Below are 19,800 nucleotides of genomic sequence, written 5' to 3' on the forward strand. Positions count from 1 at the left end.
TTTAATAAGCTGGGGCGTTGCAGCATTTATTGAGAGTGCTCTATGGCTTAATCAAGAGGTAGTGATACGCTTATTAAGCCGCTTTCGCACAGCCTCTCTTAACGCCACCTTGCCGAGGTCGTCAAGAATAGAGGCAGTAAGGGGGCTGGAAGTCATCAGCAGATGACGCCCAGGATGCCCCGGTTCCAGCAGATCCAAGATTTGATCGGCTGTCCTACGGTCACGTGCTGCCATGGCGCTTGCACCAACTAGCAAAAGTGCGCGCCACTTGTTTGAGCGAGCAACTTCATTAAATAGCTCAAGGACTTGTTCCACAGGGGCGTGGGTACCGACGAGATTTGCCGCTGCGGTCGCAAGAATTGACGGCAGACTCAGCATATACCCAGGTGTTATATGAGCAACAACGCTGGGATAAATGACGTCGGCTTCCGCTAATGCATCAAGGGCATCGAGGCGTATCCAGCGCTTTTGCGGGATATCAACAAGCTTGGTGATTTTTTGTTGGATTGCAGGGCTGCAGCAGTTCGCTGCAACCTTTAGGGTACATTGGCTTAGCTTACGGTCGCTGGTAATGTTGGCAAGATCGATAAGCGTGTCGCCAACCGCATCCGATAGAGGAATGATACCCGCTAAGGCAATGACAGCTTTTTGCGCGATGTCGAAGCTTTCGAATTCGTATTCCTGCGGTTCGGCGCTTGACCAAGTGTCATGGATCAACGCTAACAGCGTTGTTAGGTAATTGGGATGCGGGCGCTTCTCAAGTAAAGTGACCAGCGAGCGACGAACCCGGCTGCTTGGATCGGATGCCATGGCGAGGATTGCAGACGGCAAAGGGTCCGGAAACGTTGGCGCCAAGTGAAGAAGCGCCGCACACCGCGCATCAGCTCGCTGGTGATGGAGTGCCGTCCCGATGAGGGTAGTATCTCCGATAGCAATCGCCGCCTCCGTCGCACTAATGGCATGCGCTTTACTGCTCGCAGTAGCCAGCCATTGGGTGATAGCTGGCGAGGCGTTGCCTCCGCTAGCTATAATTACTGGAACAACGAGGTCGAGCTCATCCGGGCCTAGATGGGAAGCACAACTCACAAGGAGCGAAAGTGTCTGACTCTTGACTTTGCGAGCTTTTTGTTTCCCAGTCGGGAGCGCGGCGAGAATTTCCTGCAATGTCATATTAAGCGCTGCGGTTACGCGCCTCAGTTTGTCGGCTCTGTTCTTTTCAAGCCGTCGCCCACCCCGCTGCATGGCGGTGAGTAGCGTGATTTGTCGAGCCGCCTGGTCACTGCTTACCTTAAACGCAGCGGACAGTGCGTTTGGTGCAACTTTCAACGCCGTCAAAGCAAGCTCGTCAAGCAGATGTACATCCGGGATCGACGAGCTAATCCGGGCTGTGAGCGCTGGTTCCAGCGCTACACACCAATGTTCACGCACCGCCGCCCAGACATTGGTCTCCTCGGGCGTATTTTTGCCCATAGCGAGAATGCTCCGTAGTTCATCTTCGGTTGCCTGCACGGGGGACTTAAGCAAAGCGTTCGCCCAGGCACTGACCAACTCAGTAACGCGCGAGTGGTCGGCAATCGCCATCCAACGCCCTTCGGCGCGAAGCTGACAGACGTACGCGTTGATGAAGACGTTAGATGTGTAGCCCTCGCCGTCATGACTCCACTGCATTGTCTCTTCGGCAGCGTGGTCCCGTTCGCCGTCCTCGATCGCACGCCATTCCTCTAGGCGACTCTGAGTGTACTGTCTGTGATTCCTCGCGAGATCGTCGAGTGCAGCCAGCAAAACACTCTCAAACCCTGCTAGGTTACGTACTGCTCCTGCAGCGACAGCGTCGGCGTTACACTCGAAACCGTTGCCAACCATTTCGTGCGCGGCATCGAGAAAGGCTGTGGTTAGGTTGGGTGCGAAACGGTCGAGACGCTCTACGAAGCCCGTTCCATAGTTCCCTTGGTCGAAACCAAGCACCTCGCGAATAAAACGTGCAGCGATCTTGAGCGATTGTGGACTCGCGGATACAGTATCGTACCAAGCATCGTCAAAGATCGGCGGTTGCCAGTTATCAACGAAGAAGGAAGCGCCCCGCTGAGTCCCTTTCAGCAACCATCGCGCCACGCGGCTTGGTATTGACGAATCGCTTCCCACTTCGGCCGCTAGATCCAACAATGGTGCGAATTTTGAAGCCTGATCCATAAGACTTTCATCCAGCCAAGCATCGATCGCCACTTGGCAGGTGGAGTTAATCTCGAAGGCTTGGTCAGCGTCCTTTCGATCAACAAACGCTCGCGCCGCTTCAAGAACTCTGGCAGCAGTTTCCATACCCCAATTACGATGCGATAGTGGCAGCTGAACGAGCGCGGAGATCATGGTCTCGATCGCAAACTGACTCTGCCCCCAATTATTCCTTATGAAGACCTCAAAACCCTGGCGAACACTCGGATGTGCAAATGCAATGGTGCGCGCCGGCTGCCGAAGATGGCGAGCCGCGACCATTCGGTCCACGTGGCGTTCCAAGTCATCGCCGAGCGTTCTGTCGAGCCCACGCAGGGTGCGTTGTAGAGGGTAAAGCGCGCTGCGGTCGAGCTTGCCGCGTGCCGACAGTAGAGCCCAAACAATGGCAGAGGTTCCGCAAGTATCGATCGATGATAGGGCTCTGACAACAACACCTTCTACTGCATCGCGCCGCGCCAGCTTGAGAATCCGGCGAATAAAGTCGTGGTCGCCCTCCCCGGTATCGGGGCCACTTTGCATGTGGGCGAAATACAGTTCGATCTCAAGTGGCGTCTCAAGTTTATCAAGGACCTCGTTGAGAAACGAATATGCCTTGGTTTGCAAAAGTGGAGGAAGCTGATCCATGCGGTTGTCATGAATCGTTCGGAGTTGACCGTTCCTATACTGGTCAGCATCCAGCTCGACCGACCACATCTCAAGACCCTCACCGACATTGGCGCTCTGCATCATGTCGCTACGGGACGTGATCACGAACTGATGATCCGGCGTGGCTTTGACAAGCAAACGAGGCAACTGCTCGGTCCACGCCTCACTACCCCCACGTAGGCTAAATTGCCCCCACGGATCGTCGACATAGAAGAGCGTCGGTCCGTTGTTAACGACCTTACGCATGCTGGTCGGCGCATCCTCCGCACCAATGGTAACGACTTCTATCGCTCCATTGCCCCGTCGCGCAATATCGCATAGCTTGAGTGCTGCCTGCGTCTTGCCCGTGCCTGAGGGGCCTTTAATCACGACTGCATTTTTCTCATTCAGTAGCCTTAACATCTGATCGAAGTTCATAGGAGGCACGAAATGCTCCAGATTGGCAGAGCTAGCTAGGAACCCGCCGTGTGCTCTTACTGTCGCGAGAAGATCGTCACTTGTCCATTGACCTGGCGTGCTGCCTCGTGTCCGCCGCCTAGCTTCTAGCCGAAGCTTATCAATTAGATTTCTCTGCTCCACTTTAGGGACATGCAACAGGTCCGACATTAGTTCACGGATATTGGATGCGAGCTGATTTTCGGTGAGTTGTCCCCAGATCGCGACGCGGCCTTCGGGCGAAGTCTTCAATATGGCATGAAGGCTCGCAGGGAAGCTTGCCTTGTCGGGGACTTCTTCGAAGCCGTTGACTAGCAGATTGCGAGCTTTCCCCTTGACGTCGGCATTGGTCACAAGCAGATAGCGGGTGTTCGGATCGTCGAGATGATGAAGTGCTTTCTGGCGCCCTCCCTTTTTGTCAGCGCCGTGTTTGAGCAGTGCTTTAAAATCTTCGACGGACCAAGGTTCTCCGCTGTTCATTTTAATTTGGACGACAAGCTTATATCCGCCCGCGACAGTTGCACTGGGCTGCATGCGTCCTGGCACGTAAGGCTCCAAATCCGCCTCAATATCTTCTTCGTTTGCTGGCTCCAGCACAAGGCGCGTAGCTGCATTGGAAATGAGGAGGAGTTGCAGAGCTGCAAGGATCGAGACGTTGAGCTGATAGTCGAAGCCCGCCTGCGCCGCCGCCGCGCCCCGCAAGGGGCGTTTTACTTCCGCGCTATCAGTCAAGGATGTGGCCGACGAGCCGGAGTGCGATTGGTTGGTGTCGCTATGATTATTTTTCGATATCATTGAACACTGAGCGCTTGAAGACGAGGGGAAGGAGACTTTATACTCATTTCGTAATTGTGATATGGACACTTTCTGTAGTGGTCAACCCATCCTGGACACTGCGTTAAGTTTTTCTTCGGCGACGGCCGGTGCCAATCCGTGATTAAACTGATGTGGCCGTATCCAGTTATACCGGTGCATCAGGTAATGGCTGATGTCCCGTTGTGCTTCCTGTGCCGTCATGTAACCAGTTGACGGCAGCCATTCAGTTTTGAAGCTGCGGAACAGCCGTTCCATCGGGGAGTTATCCCAACAATTTCCCCGACGGCTCATACTCTGTCGTATCCGATAGCGCCACAAGCGCTGACGGAATTTTCGACTGGCGTACTGGCTGCCTTGATCCGAATGAAACAGCAGGCCCTGCGGTCGACCTCGCTGCTCGTAAGCCATTTCCAGCGCTTGCACAACAAGGTCGGCGTCGGGCCGTAGCGAGAATGCCCAGCCCACCGCTCGGCGAGCGAACAAATCCAACACCACTGCCAAGTAATACCATCGGCCTTGCGCCCAGACATAGGTGATGTCTCCGCACCAGGCCTGATTTGGCGCCTCGACTGTGAATTCACGATTGAGGTGGTTCGGAATATCGACCCGCTCCACCGTAGCCTGCTTATAGGCATGGCTGCCAGGCTGTTTGCAGACCAGCCCTAGCTCTTCCATCAAACGACTGACTTTGAAGCGGCCAATTGCCGTGCCTTCCTCGCGCATCATGCCCATGATGCTGCGGCTTCCCGCCGAACTGCGACTCTCGACGAACAGCTCGTGCACGCGGCTACGCAATGCCATGCGCTCAACATCAATGTGCCGGGCGCGCTCCCGATGCGCGTACAGGCATGACCGCGCTACGTCGAACACCGCGCAGATCAACTCGATTGATTCGTTACCACAAATCTGATCGATTACCTCGTACGTTCTATCCCTTCCGACATCAAGAGCGCGGTAGCCTTTTTTAAAATGGACTTCTCCCGCTCGAGACGCTCAATGCGCGCTTCGAGTTCCTGTATTCGCTGCTGATCAGGCGTCATTGCCTTACTCTGTGGCGTGATGCCTTGCCGTTCCAACTGAAGCTGCTGCACCCAGCGGCGCAGCACTGATTCGCCGATGCCGACCGAACGGCTTGCCTCCGTATGGCTATATCCTTGATCCAGTACCAGGCATGCCGCCTGCTGTTTGAACTCAGGGGAAAACGTACGTCTTTGCTTGCTCATCAAACACCTCTCCATGGCGAGCATTCTCGCCTAAATTAGTGTCCGGGTACATTAAACCACTACATTCCCAGTCCCATTAGGGACGCGTTGATCAATTCAATTTCTGAAAATTCACCGCTTTAAAAATCAAAGACTTACGAGTTATGATCAAGCGAAAACCCGAATTAATCAGTAGTTCCTTAGGAACAGTCGAATGTTACCTTAAAAATTAGAGCCAGTTTCCATTTTTACATAAGCCTTTGGATTTTTGGCCCTATTTTCGCATGCATTGTTCGCTAATTATTCAGTGCCAGAGCATAATTTCCTATCAAAATTCCAGTAAATTTGTCTATCAGATTTTTGGCACGCCCAGTTGCTTCTAGTTAGCTGCAAGCACTTCAGAACTTTAACCCATCTAGCGACTTGTGTCAGGTGAATTTTCGCCACTACAAATTACTTTATCTTGGTAGTGCAAGTTGATTTATTGCAGTATAAATAATATTTTCATTGTCCATGGCGGGAGAGTAATTAGTTCCACATTTTTAAATTCATATAAAAAGTGGTTTTCACAAAAAGCCGTTGGAACTACTTTTGACTATACATATCTAAATTTAGATGATTTTGAGAACTTGGTTTTTTATGAGGAAATGGTCGTAAATATTTTGTACTGAGTAATTTTAATCGGCATCCTCGAACCCATCCAACGTCGACGTCAACATCTATCCATAAACTGTACCTCCAGCCAACGTTTGAAATGCAATTTTTCGTCCAGTCTACGAAAATTATCCGTGACAGCATCGAATGAGGTCGCGTGGTCGCAGGTGTTTTCTTCAATGAATTTTTTAATGAACTCGCCGAGTTCGCTTGGCGATAACCTGTCCACTGCGTCACGTGCTGCTGTTCGCCTCTTTCGGTCGCTTTCGCTGATGTCATAGCTGTCCAGCCGCTGGCGCGTTTCTTCGACCATATTCTTGGCGCTTGAGCGTGACAATATTTTTTCGACGACTGATGGCAATGGCTTTGCGCCCTCGTTTTCAAGTTGTGATACGGCGTCGTAAACCGCTTTCTCGCCATATTTTTCCACTATAGAACTGGCAAGTTTCTGGTCGAGATCGTTCCAGCAATGGACGCCTGCGATCTTCGCCCTTGGTTGTCGCTTCTTGCTACTGTTCTTGTGCTTGGCTGACGAGCCTGATGGCGCAGTTCTACTTTTTTTAATCTGTATACTCTCTGTACTAGAAAGCGAAATTTCGCTTTCCAGGGCGCCAGATTCGCCGTTGCCGAATGTGATTTCCGACGCTTCTGAACGTTGGAAATTGCGCTCTTCATCGGCCCACTTGGACACGATCTTAGCCAAGAGATCCAGATCGATCCGGTATTCAAGTCGGCCTCCATTGCGCGAGCGCCGCTCCTGAAGCACGCCGAGCTTTTTCGCTGCCTTTCGGGCTTTCCCTTGGTGTGACCGAGTCAGGCCCGTTTCATACTCAAAACTTTGGTCGATTTCCCATCGGGGTGAAATCATCTGATTATTATCATCCCTATCTGCGAGAATTTTTTTGAACCACCAGCAACCGTTCCCAGCTTTTCTTTGAGTGTATTCAGCCTGACGCAACCATACGGCCGTCGTTGTCCCCAGTTTTCGCGCGTAGAGAGAGTCAAGCGCGATGATTATGCGAGATGGGGCGCGAGAGTCCGCATGTTTTTGATAATTACCTGACGTCATTCGCACACCTCATCAAAGAAAAGCTCAGACTGGTTCGATGTCGCGTACTGCTCACGAAATTGCTGCATAATTTGTCGTACTCGCCGCGGGGTGACGCCAAGGGCCCGTGCAAGATCCGCAGTCGACTTTCCGCTAACAAAACTGGCGATTGACAAGGCCTTAGAACTTTTGGATTGATCTGAAGGTGGAGGGAAATCGTCGTCGGACACTGCTGGCGCCTCCAGATCGGTGATGATGCTGCGTGTACTGTCACCAAAATGTTCGTCGCTGTCGATGGAAACAGCAAACGTGTGTGCGCCCAGCTGACGGAGCATTCTTTTCTCCAGGTGGCCAAATACGAACTGGCACAGGGTGCCTTTGGCTGGGTCAAATACCTGAGCTTTTTCCAGGATTATTTCGCGTCCTTCCTGGATGATGTCGTCCGGTGCCACGCCGTGTTTTGCGGCCTTGATTTTGACTTGGGCCGTGTGTCCCCAGGGGAACGTAATAGCAAGCTGCGCTATTTCGTTGGTGCTAAAAAACATGCCATCCTCCTTGATCCAATATGCATACAGGTACGAGTAAAACGTAACCACGGTTGTGTGCGAATAGACGAGGAAGTGTTCTCATCTGCCCGGTCGCACCCGGGTACTGCATTGCATGCGGATCGACCTGATGGATCGAGTCGTGAAGCTGCTCACGAAAGGTCCAGGCAGACGCAGAAGAGTTGAGGATGGAATGGGGCGGAATAGGAATTGCCCAAGATGGCGATGCTGGGCGCGCTAGCGTTGGTGGACAGGCGTATAGGTTCCTGCCCTGGTTGGCGTTGGGATTACGTTGCAGATGGTTGACCGAGATGACACATCGTGAAGATCACGAAACGTCAGGCGTATACACGAGAAGATTCTGGGATACGGTAATTACTGATATGCCAAGAGTTGCTGATGTTGAGCGTGTTCAACCGAGCAATCGCCAAGCGTTTGCTGGAAGAAGCGTCAGAAGCTGACGATTTTGTGAACTGCTTTGTTGCTTACTTTTTACAGGAAATTGCATTTACAATAAGGCCGCATGGCGACACTTAAATCATATCACTCCAATTTCTCTGTGGCAACGTCATTTTGATCGCAGCGTCTGCAGGGGGCAGGGACAGGTATCAGTGCCTCAAGGTCATGCTTGGAAACTTGTTGACAGGCAATATATGTTGCTTCATGATGCTGATTCGCTCTGCGGAATGGCCAGGGATTTACTTCCTGAAAACTGAAATATCTACCTCAACACACAATGCCCGCTATGGTGGGAATTGCTCTTCAAGTAACGCCAGTTTGAATGGCGCACCATTTCTATTTCGTCTCTTGACTGACCAACGAACTGCTTTCTACCTCGGTCCAGCAGAACAATGAGCGACGCATAGCAGACGCCATCGACGTGTCACAAGCGGAGCATCGCCTCCAGCACCCGGCAAGCCTGTTTTTCTCATCCTGACGCTTCTCCTCATCAGCTTTAACTGGTCGTGTGTCGATCCAACACATGAGCCAGGCCATTGGCCGGACGACGTTTGCCGTCCCCATCTCTGAATCTGAAAAACCGGTGTGGCGCCACCAATGACCTGTCTCTTTTGCAGGTAGCGCGACGCGGGAGACCGCATGGCAGTTGTGCCCGGTGCCTGAAGCCGGGTGGGGGACAAGCGCCGAAAGGCGCTTGCGTATTGACTGCACGTCAGGGGTGAAGTCGATACGGAACAGTATTCTTGGGCTGGGGCAGTGCCCTGGCGTTGTCGGACATGTGCCTGACAATGTGGCGCTGACCATTGAGGTTGGCCTGTTGTCCGGCGCTCAAATTTCGAGGCGATGGATGGATCAGCAACAACCGCAAGCAGTACAGCACCTGATGGCAGGTGCTCAATCTTGGCTGGGCTTCATGCCGCTTGACCTGGAACGGCGGACACATGTCGATACCGCATGTGCTGCTTACCACTTGGGGAGAAAACCGCAGACATTGCGGGTATGGGCGTCCGCCGAAAATGGACCTCTGCGACCGGTTCGGGTGAACGGCCGGCTGGCCTGGCCGGTAGAGGCTATCCGGCGCATTCTTGGTGCTTGAGAGATGGGCGTCGCACCTGTGCATGCGATGTATTCGATAAGAGCCCTTTTTGGCTCCTTGATCGCCTGTGCATGGTGCGACAGGCCGCTGGCCCTTCCGGCTTGATTGATCAAGTCGGGTTACACAGGGGTTACATGGCATCCAGAAAGCAAAAAGCCCAATCCTGAGGATTGGGCTAAGTGCTTGAATTTATTGGTGCCGACTGCCGGTTTCGAACTGGCCACCTGATGATTACAAATCAACTGCTCTACCAAATGAGCTAAGTCGGCAAAAACTGCGCGTTGCGAATTATACGCTATTTAATGCGTGTCAGGGTCGGGCGGCCGCCTTTTTTTGGTGGCTCGTCGTCGCCTGGTGTGGCGCTGTCGCGTTGTTCGGGGGAGCTGGTCGGCACGGACGACAGGGTCGGGGCGCTGGCGGTGGGGGCGAGCACTGGCGGCGGGACGTCGGCGGAGGCGGGGCTGTCCGTCGGTTGCGCATCGGGGTCATCGTTGCCCAGCACGGGCTCGAAGGCCATGCCTTGGCCGTTTTCGTTGGCGTAGATAGCCATCACGTTGTCGACCGGCACGTAGATTTCGCGCGAGACGCCGCCAAAGCGGGCGTGGAAGCGGATGGCGTCGTTGTCCATCTTCAGGCCGCTGGTGGCGCCGAAGCTGATGTTGAGCACGATTTCGCCCTTTTTCACGTATTCCATCGGTACCGTGGTGCGCGAATCGACTTTGACCGCGAGATAAGGCGTGTAGCCGCTGTCGGTGCACCACTCGTAGATGGCGCGCAGCATATAAGGTTTGGTTGAGATTTCAGACATGGTAGGCACTGTGAGGCGGGAGCGCCCCCGCAAGGAGGGCGCACCGGTAATTCAAGAGAGTAACTGCTCAGGCAAGAGATCCGGGCATGCGCGGCTTTATGGGGATATCTTTTAACGGCGCATGACCTTTTCGGAAGGGGTCAGTGCTTCGATGTACGCTGGACGCGAGAAGATGCGTTCGGCGTATTTCATCAGCGGTGCGGCCGTCTTCGACAGTTCGATGCCGTAGTGGTCCAGGCGCCACAGCAGCGGCGCGACAGCCACGTCGAGCATCGAGAATTCGTCGCCCAGCATGTACTTGTTTTTCAGGAACAGCGGCGCCAGCGTCGTCAGGCGGTCGCGGATTTCCGCGCGCGCCTTGTCGTGGGCCTTGTCGTTGCTCTTGGCGCGTTCGCTTTCCAGCACGTGCACGTGCACGAACAGTTCTTTTTCGAAATTGAACAGCATCAGGCGCGCGCGGGCACGCATCAGCGGATCGGCCGGCATCAGTTGCGGATGCGGGAAGCGCTCATCGATGTACTCGTTGATGATGTTCGATTCATACAGGATCAGTTCGCGCTCGACCAGGATAGGCACTTGGCCATACGGGTTCATGGTCGAAATGTCTTCCGGTTTGTTGAACAGGTCGACGTCGCGCACTTCGAAGTCCATGCCTTTTTCAAACAGAACCAGACGGCAGCGTTGCGAAAATGGGCAGGTTGTACCCGAATAGAGAACCATCATTTTTTATAGTTCCTTAGAAACAAAGGGGGTGAAGCCGCGAACGGCTCACCCCAGGTCGCTTGTCCACTCATGCGGACAACGCAGAAACAGGCATAAACCGGCCTATGGCCGGCGCCTCACTTATTTGACTTCCTTCCAGAACGACGCGTTAAGGCGCCATGCCAGCAGAGCAAAGACCGACAGGAACAGCAGCACCCACACGCCCAGGCGCTTGCGTGTTTGCTGTGCCGGTTCGGCCATCCACTCCATGTAACCGACCAGGTCGGCTACCGCATTGTCATACTCGATCTTGTTCAACGTACCTGGCTTGACCTGCTCGAAGCCGGTAAATTTGTGAATCTTCTTGCCAGCTTCGTGCGGATCATTCTCTTCCACGAACTTGGCAGTCTGGACACCTTGCAATTCCCATAATACATGCGGCATGGCAACATTCGGCACGACCATGTTGTTCCAGCCGGTCGGACGAGTGTCGTCTTTATAGAACGTACGCAGGTAAGTATACAGGTAGTCGCCGCCTGTGCCAGCGGAAGATGATTTCGCGCGCGAAATTACCGACAAATCCGGCGGTACGACGCCAAAGAAAGCCTTGGCGTCCTGCGCTGCCAGGCTTGTCGTCATCAGGTCGCCCACTTTATCGCTGGTAAACAACAGGTTCTGCTTGATCTGGTCTTCCGTCAAGCCCAGGTCGCGCAGGCGGTTGTAGCGCATCGACACGGCAGAGTGGCAATTGAGGCAATAATTGACGAACAATTTGGCGCCATGCTGCAGCGCTGCCATGTTGGTCTGGCGGTCAGGCGCCTTGTCCAGCGGAAAGCCGCCTTCGCTGGCGAGAGCCATGGCGGGCACGAGTGCCAGGATGGCGAGCAGTTTTTTTGCAATCTTCATATGATGTATGTCCTTTGAGCGTGGCGTGAGAGCGGCTTAGTGCGGGTGAAACGTCACACGCGACGGCACGGTCTTGAACTTGCCCATGGCACTCCACCATGGCATCAGCAGGAAGAAGCTGAAGTAAATCAGGGTGCACACTTGCGACACGATGGTTTTTGCATCCGTTGGCGCCTGGGTCCCGAGGTAGCCGAGGATCAGGAACGACAGGCCGAAGATGGCATAGATGTATTTGTGCCAGGTCGGACGGTAGCGGATCGATTTCACCGGCGAATGGTCTAACCATGGCAGGAAAGCCAGGATCACGACGGAGCCGCCGAAGAACACCACACCCCAGAATTTCGCGTCCAGCACCTGCGGCAGCATGCCGATGATGGCGACGATGGCGATGCCGGCGATGATGGACTTGACGGTCGTCGACAGGCGCGACTTGAGCCAGATGAACACCACGTAGGCAGCCACGACACCCATCAGCACGTACATGAAGTCGGCCGTGGTGGCACGCAGCACCGAGTAGAACGGCGTGAAGTACCAGGTTGGCGCGATGTGCAGCGGGGTCTTCAGCGAGTCGCCTGGCAGGAAGTTGTTGTATTCCAGGAAGTAACCGCCCATTTCCGGCGCGAAGAAGACGACGGCGCTGAAAATGACGAGGAAGATCGATACGCCGAACAGGTCATGCACGGTGTAGTACGGATGCGAAGGAATCGAATCGACCGGGTGGCCATCGGCGCCCAGGTTTTCCTTCACTTCGATGCCGTCCGGATTGCTCGAGCCGACTTCATGCAGGGCGATCAAGTGCGCTGCAACCAGGCCCAGCAGTACCAGCGGGATGGCGATCACGTGGAAGGCGAAGAAGCGGTTCAGGGTCGCGTCGGAGACGACGTAGTCGCCGCGGATCCACAGCGACAGGTCAGGGCCGATCAGCGGAATGGCGCCAAACAGGTTGACGATCACCTGGGCGCCCCAGTACGACATCTGGCCCCATGGCAGCAGGTAGCCGAAGAACGCTTCGGCCATCAGGCACAGGAAGATGGCGAAACCGAACAGCCAGATCAGTTCACGTGGCTTGCGGTACGAGCCGTACAGCAGGCCGCGCGTCATGTGCAGGTAGACGATGATGAAGAAGGCCGAGGCGCCCGTCGAGTGCATGTAGCGCACCAGCCAGCCCCACGGTACTTCGCGCATGATGTACTCGACGGAGTTGAAGGCCAGGGCCGCATCCGGTTTGTAGTGCATGGTCAGGAAGATGCCGGTGACGATCTGCAAGACCAGCACCAGCATGGCCAGCGAGCCGAAGATGTACCAGAAATTGAAGTTTTTCGGGGCGTAGTACTTGCCCCATTGGTCGTTCCACAGCTTGGTCAGGGGAAAGCGGTCATCGACCCAGCCCAGCGCTTTTTCGGCGACGGGAGCGTCTGCCGGGAATTTCGTCTCTTTGAAAGCAGCCATGATCAAGCCTCGCCTTTCTCGTCTTTACCTATCAGCAATTTGGTGTCGCTCAGATACATATGACGCGGCACTTGCAGGTTGTCCGGCGCCGGCTTGTTCTTGAACACGCGACCAGCCATGTCGAAGGTGGAGCCGTGGCAAGGGCACAGGAAGCCGCCTTCCCAGTCATCGGGCAGCGACGGTTGCGGGCCGGGGGCAAATTTCGAGGAAGGGGAGCAGCCCAGGTGGGTGCAGATGCCGACGGCGACGAGAATTTCAGGCTTGATCGAACGCGCCTCGTTCATGCAATACGGTGGCGTAAATTCGTCGGGGTTGCGTTGGGAGTTGGCATCAGCGACTTTGCCGTCGGTCTTTTTCAGGGACGCGATCATTTCCGGCGTGCGCTTCAGGATCCAGACCGGCTTGCCGCGCCATTCGACGGTGCGCATTTCGCCGGGTTGCAAGGTGGTGATGTCTACTTCGACCGGCGCGCCAGCCGCTTTCGCGCGCTCCGACGGCTGGAAGGTGCTTACCAAGGCTCCCGCGGTTGCCAATCCAACTACACTGCCCGCCGCGCACGTGGCGACGAGCAAGCCGCGACGGCCTGAATCGACCTGCTTTTCGTTACTCATGCAAACCCCAATCAGTCAAAATGCGAATCTTTATTATGAGTGGCAGCCGCGAAAAACCCGTCGCCGAAGCTCTATCCCACTGATTGCCGCGATCCGCATCTTTGTACGGTAACGTGGCAACATCCCTGCGGAACTTCGGCCAATGGCGCAGCCCGTGCCAGTTTCTTGTTGATTATCCGGAAGTGAAAAAGCCACTTCTGGCAACCGCAAATTATAAGTGAAGCAAACAACGAATAAAACAAAAACGTTGCTTGTACCATAATTTATATACTTTTGCAGGAGGTGGCTAGTTCTTTCGAACTAGATGCGCATGGCTGTGCCGGAATTGGTCCTGCCGGCAACCACAAGTTGGTGTCCCCAGGAATCAATAGTATGATCGGCATGTTTTTATATCTATCCGAAGGAGAAATTCATGGCAATGATGCAAGAATTTAAAGAATTTGCAATGAAGGGTAACGTCGTCGATCTGGCGGTCGGTGTCATTATCGGTGGTGCCTTCGGCAAGATTGTCGATTCGCTGGTGCAAGACGTGATCATGCCGCCCATTGGCCGCATTTTCGGCGGCCTCGATTTCGCCAATTACTACCTGCCCCTGAATGGACAAGCCACCACCCTGACCCTGGTGGAAGCGAAAAAGGCGGGCGCCGTGCTGGCCTACGGTAACTTCCTGACCATTCTTCTCAATTTCGTCATTCTCGCCTTCATCATCTTCCAGATGGTACGCCTGATGAACAAGGCACGCCGCAGCGAACCGGTCGCGCCGGCAGCGGCACCGGCCACGCCGGAAGACATCGTGCTGCTGCGTGAAATCCGCGACTCGCTGCAGAAGAACGGACAGAATAGCAACGATCTGGCAAAATAAGTCGTTCCGGCACGGGCCGGCTGACTTGGGCAGAGAACTGTATGCGACGATTCTGGTTATTGTTTGCGCAAACCGTGACGATCGCGTTGGCGCTGTACTTTGTGTACGGCGCGCTGCGCCCGGCGAGCCGGGTACAGCAGCTGGGCTCTCCCGCGAAACCGGTGCCCGTGGTGGAAACGGCGTCCAGCAGCCTGGCGCCCGGCTCCTACCGCGACGCTGCGGCGCGCGCCATGCCCGCCGTCGTCAACATCCTCACCCTGCAAGTCCCCAAGCGCGGCGCCCATCCGCTGGCGCGCGATCCCTTCTTCAAACGTTTCTTCGGCGACCGCGACCCGGACGACGGGGGTGACGACGACTTGAAAAACAGCCTCGGCTCCGGTGTCATCGTCAGCCATGAAGGCTATGTGCTGACCAACAACCACGTGGTCGAAGGCGCCGATGAAATCGAAGTGGTGCTCACCGATGGCCGCAAAGCGCCGGCCAAGGTGGTGGGCCTGGACCCGGAAACGGACCTGGCCGTCATCAAGATCGACCTCGACAAGCTGCCCGTCATCGTGCTGGGCCAGTCGGAACTGGCGCGCGTGGGCGACGTGGTGCTGGCCATCGGCAACCCATTCGGCGTGGGCCAGACGGTGACCATGGGCATCATCTCCGCCCTGGGCCGCAACAACCTGCACATCAACAGTTTTGAAAACTTCATCCAGACGGATGCGGCGATCAACTTCGGCAACTCGGGCGGCGCCCTGGTCGATACGCGCGGCAATCTGATCGGCATCAATACGGCGATCTACTCGCAAAGCGGCGGCTCCGTCGGCATCGGCTTCGCCATTCCCGTGTCGACGGCCAAGACGGTGATGGAAGCCATCATCAAGGATGGCCACGTGGTGCGCGGCTGGATCGGCGTGGAAACGCAGGACATCACGCCCGAACTGGCGCAAAGCTTCAACTTGCAGCGCACCAGCGGCGCCATCATCGCCGGTGTGGTGCGCAACGGCCCGGCCGACAAGGCGGGCATCGTGCCCGGCGACATCCTGCTGACGGTGCAAGGCAAGCCCGTCGGCGACACGACGGAAATGCTGAACCTGATCGCCCAACTGCCGCCCGGCGAAAAAGCTAAAATGACGGTGCTGCGCAAGAATCGCGAAGCGGCACTCGACGTGATGGTGGGCAAGCGACCCATCCCGAAAGAGCTTTCCAAATAGTTGCTGATCGGAATTTGACACATGCATGTGCGTGATTTGACCCAATTTTTACGTGAACTGAGCGACAACAACAACCGTCCCTGGTTTGTGATGAACAAGCCCCGCTACGACATCCTGCGCGAGGAATTCCTGGCGCTGGTCACCAGCCTGATCGGCGAGCTGGGCAAGTTCGACCCGGCCGTGAAATACTGCAATCCGAAGAAGGCCATGTTCCGCATCAACCGCGACGTGCGCTTTGCCCATGATAAAAGCCCGTATAAGACGCGTTTTTCGGCCGCCATCGCGCCGAACGACATGCGCCGCCCCAGCAAGGCGGGCGGTCCCACGTATTATCTGCAGATCGACGGCCAGGGGAACCTGCTGTTCGGCGCCGGCGAGTACATGCCGCCACCGGGCCGCCTGAAGGCGCTGCGCGAGCACATGGTCAACGATGCGCCAGGCTTTTCCAAAGTGCTGAAAAATAAGCGCTTGAAGGCCCGCTTCGGCACCATCCAGAACGAGGGCAAACTGCAGCGCCCGCCGAAGGGGTTTGACGCGGATGCCGAACATATCGAATTCATCAAGCTGAAGAGCTTTTTCGTCTGGACCGAAGTGCCGCTGCCCGTCAACGCCCCCGAGAAACTGCTGCCGACTCTGGCGGAAGGCTTGAAGGATGCGTGGCCGCTGGTCGAGTGGATGCGCGGCGCGAAAGAGCCGGAGGAAGTCACCGAGTAATTGCTGAAGGAGCACATGATGGCATTGGAGCATGCAAGTTCAGGACAGGTGATCGACGTGCTGCGCAGGGACGGCGACGACCTGTCGCAGTTTTCCGCCATTGCGCTGGCCAAGACGGATGAGCTGGAATTGATCCGCATGTGCATGCCCAAGGGCAAGACCATGCCCGAGCATCATGTGCTTGGTGAAATCACCCTGCTGTGCCTGCAAGGGCAGGTGGCGGTGGAAGCGCATGGCGGCGTGCAAGTGCTGGGACCGGGACAGATGCTGTACCTGCTCGGCGGCCAGGCGCACGCCCTGGAAGCGCGTGAAGACAGTCTTATACTGCTGACGATCTTGATGGCCAAGGCGGGGCCTTAGGTTCCGCCTTAGGCCGCCTCGGCGCGCGGGTCGCGCGACAGCAGTTGCTGCACCATCACGTGCGGCAAATCCCCATCGAACAGCACGCCGGCCACCGCATTGGTGATCGGCATGTCGACCCCCATGCGGCGCGCCAGTTCGCGCACGGCCTTGGCGCAGGGCACGCCTTCGGCCACATGACCGAGTTCGGCCACGATGGTGTCCAGCGCCTTGCCTTGCGCCAGACCCAGGCCGACCCGGCGGTTGCGCGACAGGTCGCCCGTGCAGGTGAGTATCAAATCGCCCATGCCCGTCAAGCCCATGAACGTTTCCGTCTGGCCACCGAGGGCCGTGCCCAGGCGCGTGATTTCCGCCAGGCCACGCGTGATCAGCGCGGCGCGCGCATTCAAGCCCAGGCCCAGGCCGTCGGCCACGCCGGTGGCGATCGCCAGCACGTTCTTGACGGCGCCGCCCACTTCCACGCCTACCAGGTCGTCGCTCGCATACACGCGGATGGTGCCGCCATGCAAGGCCGAGACGACGGCGCCGCGCAAGGCCGCGCTGTGCGAAGCGATGGTCAGCGCGCACGGCAAGCCGCGCGCCACTTCCTGCGCGAACGAGGGGCCGGACAGGGCGCCGCCGGGGATCGTGTCGCCCAGTACTTCCTGCACGATCTGGTGCGGCAGCAAGCCCGTGCCGCCTTCGAACCCTTTGCACAGCCACACGAGGTTGCCGATGGCCTTGTCTTTCAGCTGATGCAGCATGGGCCGCAAGCCCGCCACGGGGCAGGCGGCGATCAAGAGGCCGTGTTCGCCACTGGCATGCGCGACGGCGGCGTCGAAATCGGCGCTGATGCGCAATTGCGGCGGCAATGGGAAACCGGGCAAATAACTGTTTTCGCCGCTGGCGGCCATGGCGGCCATGGCGTCGCCGTTGCGGCCCCACAGCAGCACGTCGTGGCGGCCGGCCAGGGCCATGGCCACGGCCGTGCCCCAGGCGCCGGCGCCCAGCAGGGTGATCTTGCGGGCGGCGGGAATACTATCGGGAGTGACTTCAGGAGAAACTTGCATGCAACCTCAACGGGGCAGGGGAAACGGGCACGGTGCTTACAAGCCCCACACTTCGCTGGTCTTGACGTAGCCGCTCAGGCCATCCTTGTGGCGCACCTTGACCCAGCCGGAGCTCGCTTGCTCGCTCATTTCCAGCAGCACGCCCTTGTCGACGAGGAGGATGGCAGAGGCGGTATCGTCGGGGCTGGCGCGAACCTTGAGGTTTGCGGCGCGCGCCACGACGTTGCGCTTGGCCGACAGGCCCTTGGCTTCCGTCCAGGCCATTTCGCCGCTGGCGTCGCGTACCTTGACCCATTCGCCGTAGCTGAGCACGACTTCCAGCGGCATGCCGCGTGGCGCCACATACAGCTTGCCGCCCTTGGCGGACGGCGCGTCATACAGGATCACGGGGGCTGCTCCCACCGTCTTGAAATCGACGGCGTGGCTGGCGGCGGTCGCCAGCAGCAGCACGGCGCCGGCCATCCAGCGGAACTTGCTCAAGAGCGCACTTTTCAACATGATATTTTGAACCTTAACGAAACACGGCGGCCAGGCCGCCGTTTCTTACCTGCAGTGATAGAACGCGAGGTCTTGCGTGAAGCTTAGTGCGTCTTCGCGTCGGCTGCGGGCGCTGCTGCAGCGGCGTCAGCAATAGCTTGCAGACGTTGTTGGTAGAACACTTCGAAGTTGATCTCGGCCAGGTGCACTGGCGGGAAGCCGGCACGGGTGATCACGTCGGCGATATTGGCGCGCAGGTAAGGGTAGATGATGTTCGGGCAGCCGATTCCCAGCAGCGGATCGAGTTGATCGGCAGGAATGTTGCGTGCTTCGAAGATACCGGCTTGCTTGCCTTCAACCAGGAAAGCGACTTTATCGCCGACTTTGGCGGTGACGGTGATGGTCACGGTGGCTTCGAAGATGCCGTCGGCCAGAGGCGCAGCGCCCACGTCCAGAGCGACTTCGATCGCTGGTGCTTCTTGTTCCAGGAAAATAGCTGGGGAATTTGGTTGTTCCAGCGACATGTCTTTCAGGTAGACGCGTTGGATTTGGAAGACTGGTTGCAGGTTTTCGTCAGACATGGAACGCTTTCGTTGTAAAGGACAAGAACGGCACACCGTTCAAATATGGTGCTTGCGGTATGTAAACCGCGCCGGATAGGCGCGGCCAGATCAGGTGCGAGGGCAATTGTATCAAAACAATACGACAAAAAACCAAGCAATTTCTCGAACCAGCTTTATATCAGGCTGCCGTGCCATTTAACAAGGGGTCCAGCTTGCCAGCTTGATCGAGCGCATACAAATCGTCGAATCCGCCCACGTGGGTGTCGCCCACATAGATTTGCGGCACCGTGCGGCGGCCCGTGCGTTCCATCATCTTGATGCGCTCTTCCGGGTCGAGGTCGACGCGGATCTTTTGCACGGCGACGCCCTTCGATTCCAGCAGGCGCTCGGCGCGCACGCAATACGGGCACACGGCGGTGCTATACACAATTACGGGGACAGTCATGATGATTCCTTCCAGTTAAGTGCCGACTTACTTCGCCAGCGACAAGGTTTTCAATGGCAAACCTTGCTTTTTCCATTCGTCGAGGCCGCCTTCCAGGCTCGTTGCCTCAGCGAAACCAGCTTTGCCCAGCAGGCCGACGGCGGTTGCCGAACGCGAACCTTTCTGGCAAACCACTACAATGGGGCGCGTTTTGAATTTTTCCAGCTCGCCCAGGCGTTTTGACAGTTCCGGCAGCGGAATATTTTTTGCGTCAGGCAAGTGGCCCGTGGCGAATTCTTCCGCGCTGCGCACGTCGACGATGACACTCTTGCCACGGTTGATCAGTTGCGTGACTTCCAGCACGGTCGCGCGCTTGCCACGCATCGACAGCAGTGGCCAGAGGAGGGCGCCGCCGGAAATAATGACGATGGCAAACAGAAAAATGTGGTCGATAATGAATTTCACGTAGGGTCCAATGGTTTAAGTCAATCCGCGCATTATAAAATAGAAGCTGGACGAGGTCTTTTTACGTTTTGCTTTTTTG

At 56.4% G+C, this 19,800-nt stretch carries 19 protein-coding genes and 1 tRNA gene; 5 read left to right on the top strand and 15 right to left on the bottom strand.

Annotation, left to right across the window (positions count from 1 at the left end; genetic code table 11):
- Positions 1 to 51: 51 nt before the first annotated feature.
- The 4 genes from AC4BCN_RS02765 to AC4BCN_RS02780 form a co-directional block, all read right to left on the bottom strand.
- Positions 52 to 4,041, bottom strand: coding sequence for an nSTAND3 domain-containing NTPase (locus tag AC4BCN_RS02765; RefSeq protein ID WP_338680459.1), 3,990 nt, complete (start codon positions 4,039 to 4,041; stop codon positions 52 to 54).
- 144 nt (positions 4,042 to 4,185) lie between these two features.
- Positions 4,186 to 5,348 (bottom strand): IS3 family transposase gene (locus AC4BCN_RS02770; protein ID WP_338682225.1). Its coding sequence is split into 2 segments (ribosomal slippage): positions 4,186 to 5,093 and positions 5,093 to 5,348, totalling 1,164 coding nucleotides; the frame shifts between segments, so codons are not numbered across the junction.
- A gap of 691 nt (positions 5,349 to 6,039) precedes the next feature.
- Complete coding sequence (locus AC4BCN_RS02775; RefSeq protein ID WP_338680460.1) at positions 6,040 to 7,050, bottom strand: hypothetical protein; 1,011 nt, start codon at positions 7,048 to 7,050, stop codon at positions 6,040 to 6,042.
- Positions 7,047 to 7,574, bottom strand: a complete 528-nt coding sequence (locus tag AC4BCN_RS02780; RefSeq protein WP_338680461.1) for a sigma-70 RNA polymerase sigma factor region 4 domain-containing protein — start codon at positions 7,572 to 7,574, stop codon at positions 7,047 to 7,049. Before AC4BCN_RS02780 ends, AC4BCN_RS02775 begins: the two co-directional genes overlap by 4 nt.
- A 399-nt stretch (positions 7,575 to 7,973) precedes the next feature.
- Here AC4BCN_RS02780 and AC4BCN_RS02785 point away from each other — a divergent pair, with 399 nt between their 5' ends.
- Positions 7,974 to 8,111 (top strand): hypothetical protein, encoded by a 138-nt coding sequence (locus tag AC4BCN_RS02785; protein ID WP_338680462.1) that lies wholly within the window; start codon positions 7,974 to 7,976, stop codon positions 8,109 to 8,111.
- Positions 8,112 to 9,322: 1,211 nt separating this feature from the next.
- On the opposite strand, the gene AC4BCN_RS02790 is transcribed toward AC4BCN_RS02785, so the two are convergent.
- From AC4BCN_RS02790 to petA, 6 genes are all read right to left on the bottom strand, one after another.
- Positions 9,323 to 9,398: transfer RNA gene (locus AC4BCN_RS02790), tRNA-Thr, on the bottom strand.
- A gap of 26 nt (positions 9,399 to 9,424) precedes the next feature.
- Positions 9,425 to 9,937, bottom strand: coding sequence for a ClpXP protease specificity-enhancing factor (locus AC4BCN_RS02795; protein ID WP_128140997.1), 513 nt, complete (start codon positions 9,935 to 9,937; stop codon positions 9,425 to 9,427).
- Positions 9,938 to 10,048: 111 nt separating this feature from the next.
- On the bottom strand, positions 10,049 to 10,660 hold the full coding sequence (locus tag AC4BCN_RS02800) for a glutathione S-transferase N-terminal domain-containing protein (protein WP_010394154.1): 612 nt from the start codon (positions 10,658 to 10,660) through the stop codon (positions 10,049 to 10,051).
- A gap of 120 nt (positions 10,661 to 10,780) precedes the next feature.
- Positions 10,781 to 11,545, bottom strand: coding sequence for a cytochrome c1 (locus tag AC4BCN_RS02805; RefSeq protein WP_034753006.1), 765 nt, complete (start codon positions 11,543 to 11,545; stop codon positions 10,781 to 10,783).
- 36 nt (positions 11,546 to 11,581) lie between these two features.
- Positions 11,582 to 12,994: a cytochrome b gene (locus AC4BCN_RS02810; RefSeq protein WP_230518127.1), complete on the bottom strand. Its 1,413-nt coding sequence runs from the start codon at positions 12,992 to 12,994 to the stop codon at positions 11,582 to 11,584.
- A 2-nt stretch (positions 12,995 to 12,996) separates the two neighbouring features.
- Complete coding sequence (gene petA / locus AC4BCN_RS02815) at positions 12,997 to 13,605, bottom strand: ubiquinol-cytochrome c reductase iron-sulfur subunit (RefSeq protein WP_072455827.1); 609 nt, start codon at positions 13,603 to 13,605, stop codon at positions 12,997 to 12,999.
- A 412-nt stretch (positions 13,606 to 14,017) separates the two neighbouring features.
- Here petA and mscL point away from each other — a divergent pair, with 412 nt between their 5' ends.
- Genes mscL through AC4BCN_RS02835 form a run of 4 tightly spaced genes read left to right on the top strand, consistent with a single transcriptional unit; the run spans position 14,018 to position 16,743 of the window.
- The gene (mscL, locus tag AC4BCN_RS02820; protein ID WP_034753010.1) at positions 14,018 to 14,467 is read left to right on the top strand and encodes a large conductance mechanosensitive channel protein MscL; all 450 of its coding nucleotides are present in this window, start codon (positions 14,018 to 14,020) and stop codon (positions 14,465 to 14,467) included.
- Between the two features lie 41 nt (positions 14,468 to 14,508).
- Positions 14,509 to 15,669: a Do family serine endopeptidase gene (locus tag AC4BCN_RS02825; RefSeq protein ID WP_490492515.1), complete on the top strand. Its 1,161-nt coding sequence runs from the start codon at positions 14,509 to 14,511 to the stop codon at positions 15,667 to 15,669.
- Between the two features lie 21 nt (positions 15,670 to 15,690).
- Positions 15,691 to 16,383: a DUF2461 domain-containing protein gene (locus AC4BCN_RS02830; protein ID WP_034753016.1), complete on the top strand. Its 693-nt coding sequence runs from the start codon at positions 15,691 to 15,693 to the stop codon at positions 16,381 to 16,383.
- Between the two features lie 15 nt (positions 16,384 to 16,398).
- Positions 16,399 to 16,743, top strand: a complete 345-nt coding sequence (locus AC4BCN_RS02835; RefSeq protein WP_490492516.1) for a cupin domain-containing protein — start codon at positions 16,399 to 16,401, stop codon at positions 16,741 to 16,743.
- A gap of 8 nt (positions 16,744 to 16,751) precedes the next feature.
- Here the strand turns inward: AC4BCN_RS02835 and AC4BCN_RS02840 are convergent, their stop codons facing one another.
- From AC4BCN_RS02840 to AC4BCN_RS02860, 5 genes are all read right to left on the bottom strand, one after another.
- Positions 16,752 to 17,792 carry an NAD(P)H-dependent glycerol-3-phosphate dehydrogenase gene (locus tag AC4BCN_RS02840; protein WP_128140999.1) on the bottom strand — a complete coding sequence of 347 codons (1,041 nt, stop codon included), beginning with the start codon at positions 17,790 to 17,792 and terminating at the stop codon, positions 16,752 to 16,754.
- Positions 17,793 to 17,828: 36 nt separating this feature from the next.
- Positions 17,829 to 18,290 (bottom strand): SH3 domain-containing protein, encoded by a 462-nt coding sequence (locus AC4BCN_RS02845; protein WP_128141000.1) that lies wholly within the window; start codon positions 18,288 to 18,290, stop codon positions 17,829 to 17,831.
- 83 nt (positions 18,291 to 18,373) lie between these two features.
- Positions 18,374 to 18,850, bottom strand: coding sequence for a protein-export chaperone SecB (gene secB, locus AC4BCN_RS02850; protein ID WP_490492517.1), 477 nt, complete (start codon positions 18,848 to 18,850; stop codon positions 18,374 to 18,376).
- 160 nt (positions 18,851 to 19,010) lie between these two features.
- Positions 19,011 to 19,277, bottom strand: a complete 267-nt coding sequence (grxC, locus tag AC4BCN_RS02855; RefSeq protein WP_034753025.1) for a glutaredoxin 3 — start codon at positions 19,275 to 19,277, stop codon at positions 19,011 to 19,013.
- A 27-nt stretch (positions 19,278 to 19,304) separates the two neighbouring features.
- Positions 19,305 to 19,721: a rhodanese-like domain-containing protein gene (locus tag AC4BCN_RS02860; protein ID WP_128141002.1), complete on the bottom strand. Its 417-nt coding sequence runs from the start codon at positions 19,719 to 19,721 to the stop codon at positions 19,305 to 19,307.
- Positions 19,722 to 19,800: the final 79 nt, after the last annotated feature.

Source organism: Janthinobacterium sp. Bl 1, assembly GCF_058215535.1.

Excerpts from the sequence above, each read along its gene's own strand:
- AC4BCN_RS02775 (WP_338680460.1), bottom strand. The coding sequence starts at position 7,050 with ATGACGTCAGGTAATTATCAAAAACATGCGGACTCTCGCGCCCCATCT.
- AC4BCN_RS02780 (WP_338680461.1), bottom strand. The coding sequence starts at position 7,574 with ATGTTTTTTAGCACCAACGAAATAGCGCAGCTTGCTATTACGTTCCCC.
- AC4BCN_RS02785 (WP_338680462.1), top strand. The coding sequence starts at position 7,974 with ATGTTGAGCGTGTTCAACCGAGCAATCGCCAAGCGTTTGCTGGAAGAA.
- AC4BCN_RS02795 (WP_128140997.1), bottom strand. The coding sequence starts at position 9,937 with ATGTCTGAAATCTCAACCAAACCTTATATGCTGCGCGCCATCTACGAG.
- AC4BCN_RS02800 (WP_010394154.1), bottom strand. The coding sequence starts at position 10,660 with ATGATGGTTCTCTATTCGGGTACAACCTGCCCATTTTCGCAACGCTGC.
- AC4BCN_RS02805 (WP_034753006.1), bottom strand. The coding sequence starts at position 11,545 with ATGAAGATTGCAAAAAAACTGCTCGCCATCCTGGCACTCGTGCCCGCC.
- AC4BCN_RS02810 (WP_230518127.1), bottom strand. The coding sequence starts at position 12,994 with ATGGCTGCTTTCAAAGAGACGAAATTCCCGGCAGACGCTCCCGTCGCC.
- petA (WP_072455827.1), bottom strand. The coding sequence starts at position 13,605 with ATGAGTAACGAAAAGCAGGTCGATTCAGGCCGTCGCGGCTTGCTCGTC.
- mscL (WP_034753010.1), top strand. The coding sequence starts at position 14,018 with ATGGCAATGATGCAAGAATTTAAAGAATTTGCAATGAAGGGTAACGTC.
- AC4BCN_RS02825 (WP_490492515.1), top strand. The coding sequence starts at position 14,509 with ATGCGACGATTCTGGTTATTGTTTGCGCAAACCGTGACGATCGCGTTG.
- AC4BCN_RS02830 (WP_034753016.1), top strand. The coding sequence starts at position 15,691 with ATGCATGTGCGTGATTTGACCCAATTTTTACGTGAACTGAGCGACAAC.
- AC4BCN_RS02835 (WP_490492516.1), top strand. The coding sequence starts at position 16,399 with ATGATGGCATTGGAGCATGCAAGTTCAGGACAGGTGATCGACGTGCTG.
- AC4BCN_RS02840 (WP_128140999.1), bottom strand. The coding sequence starts at position 17,792 with ATGCAAGTTTCTCCTGAAGTCACTCCCGATAGTATTCCCGCCGCCCGC.
- AC4BCN_RS02845 (WP_128141000.1), bottom strand. The coding sequence starts at position 18,290 with ATGTTGAAAAGTGCGCTCTTGAGCAAGTTCCGCTGGATGGCCGGCGCC.
- secB (WP_490492517.1), bottom strand. The coding sequence starts at position 18,850 with ATGTCTGACGAAAACCTGCAACCAGTCTTCCAAATCCAACGCGTCTAC.
- grxC (WP_034753025.1), bottom strand. The coding sequence starts at position 19,277 with ATGACTGTCCCCGTAATTGTGTATAGCACCGCCGTGTGCCCGTATTGC.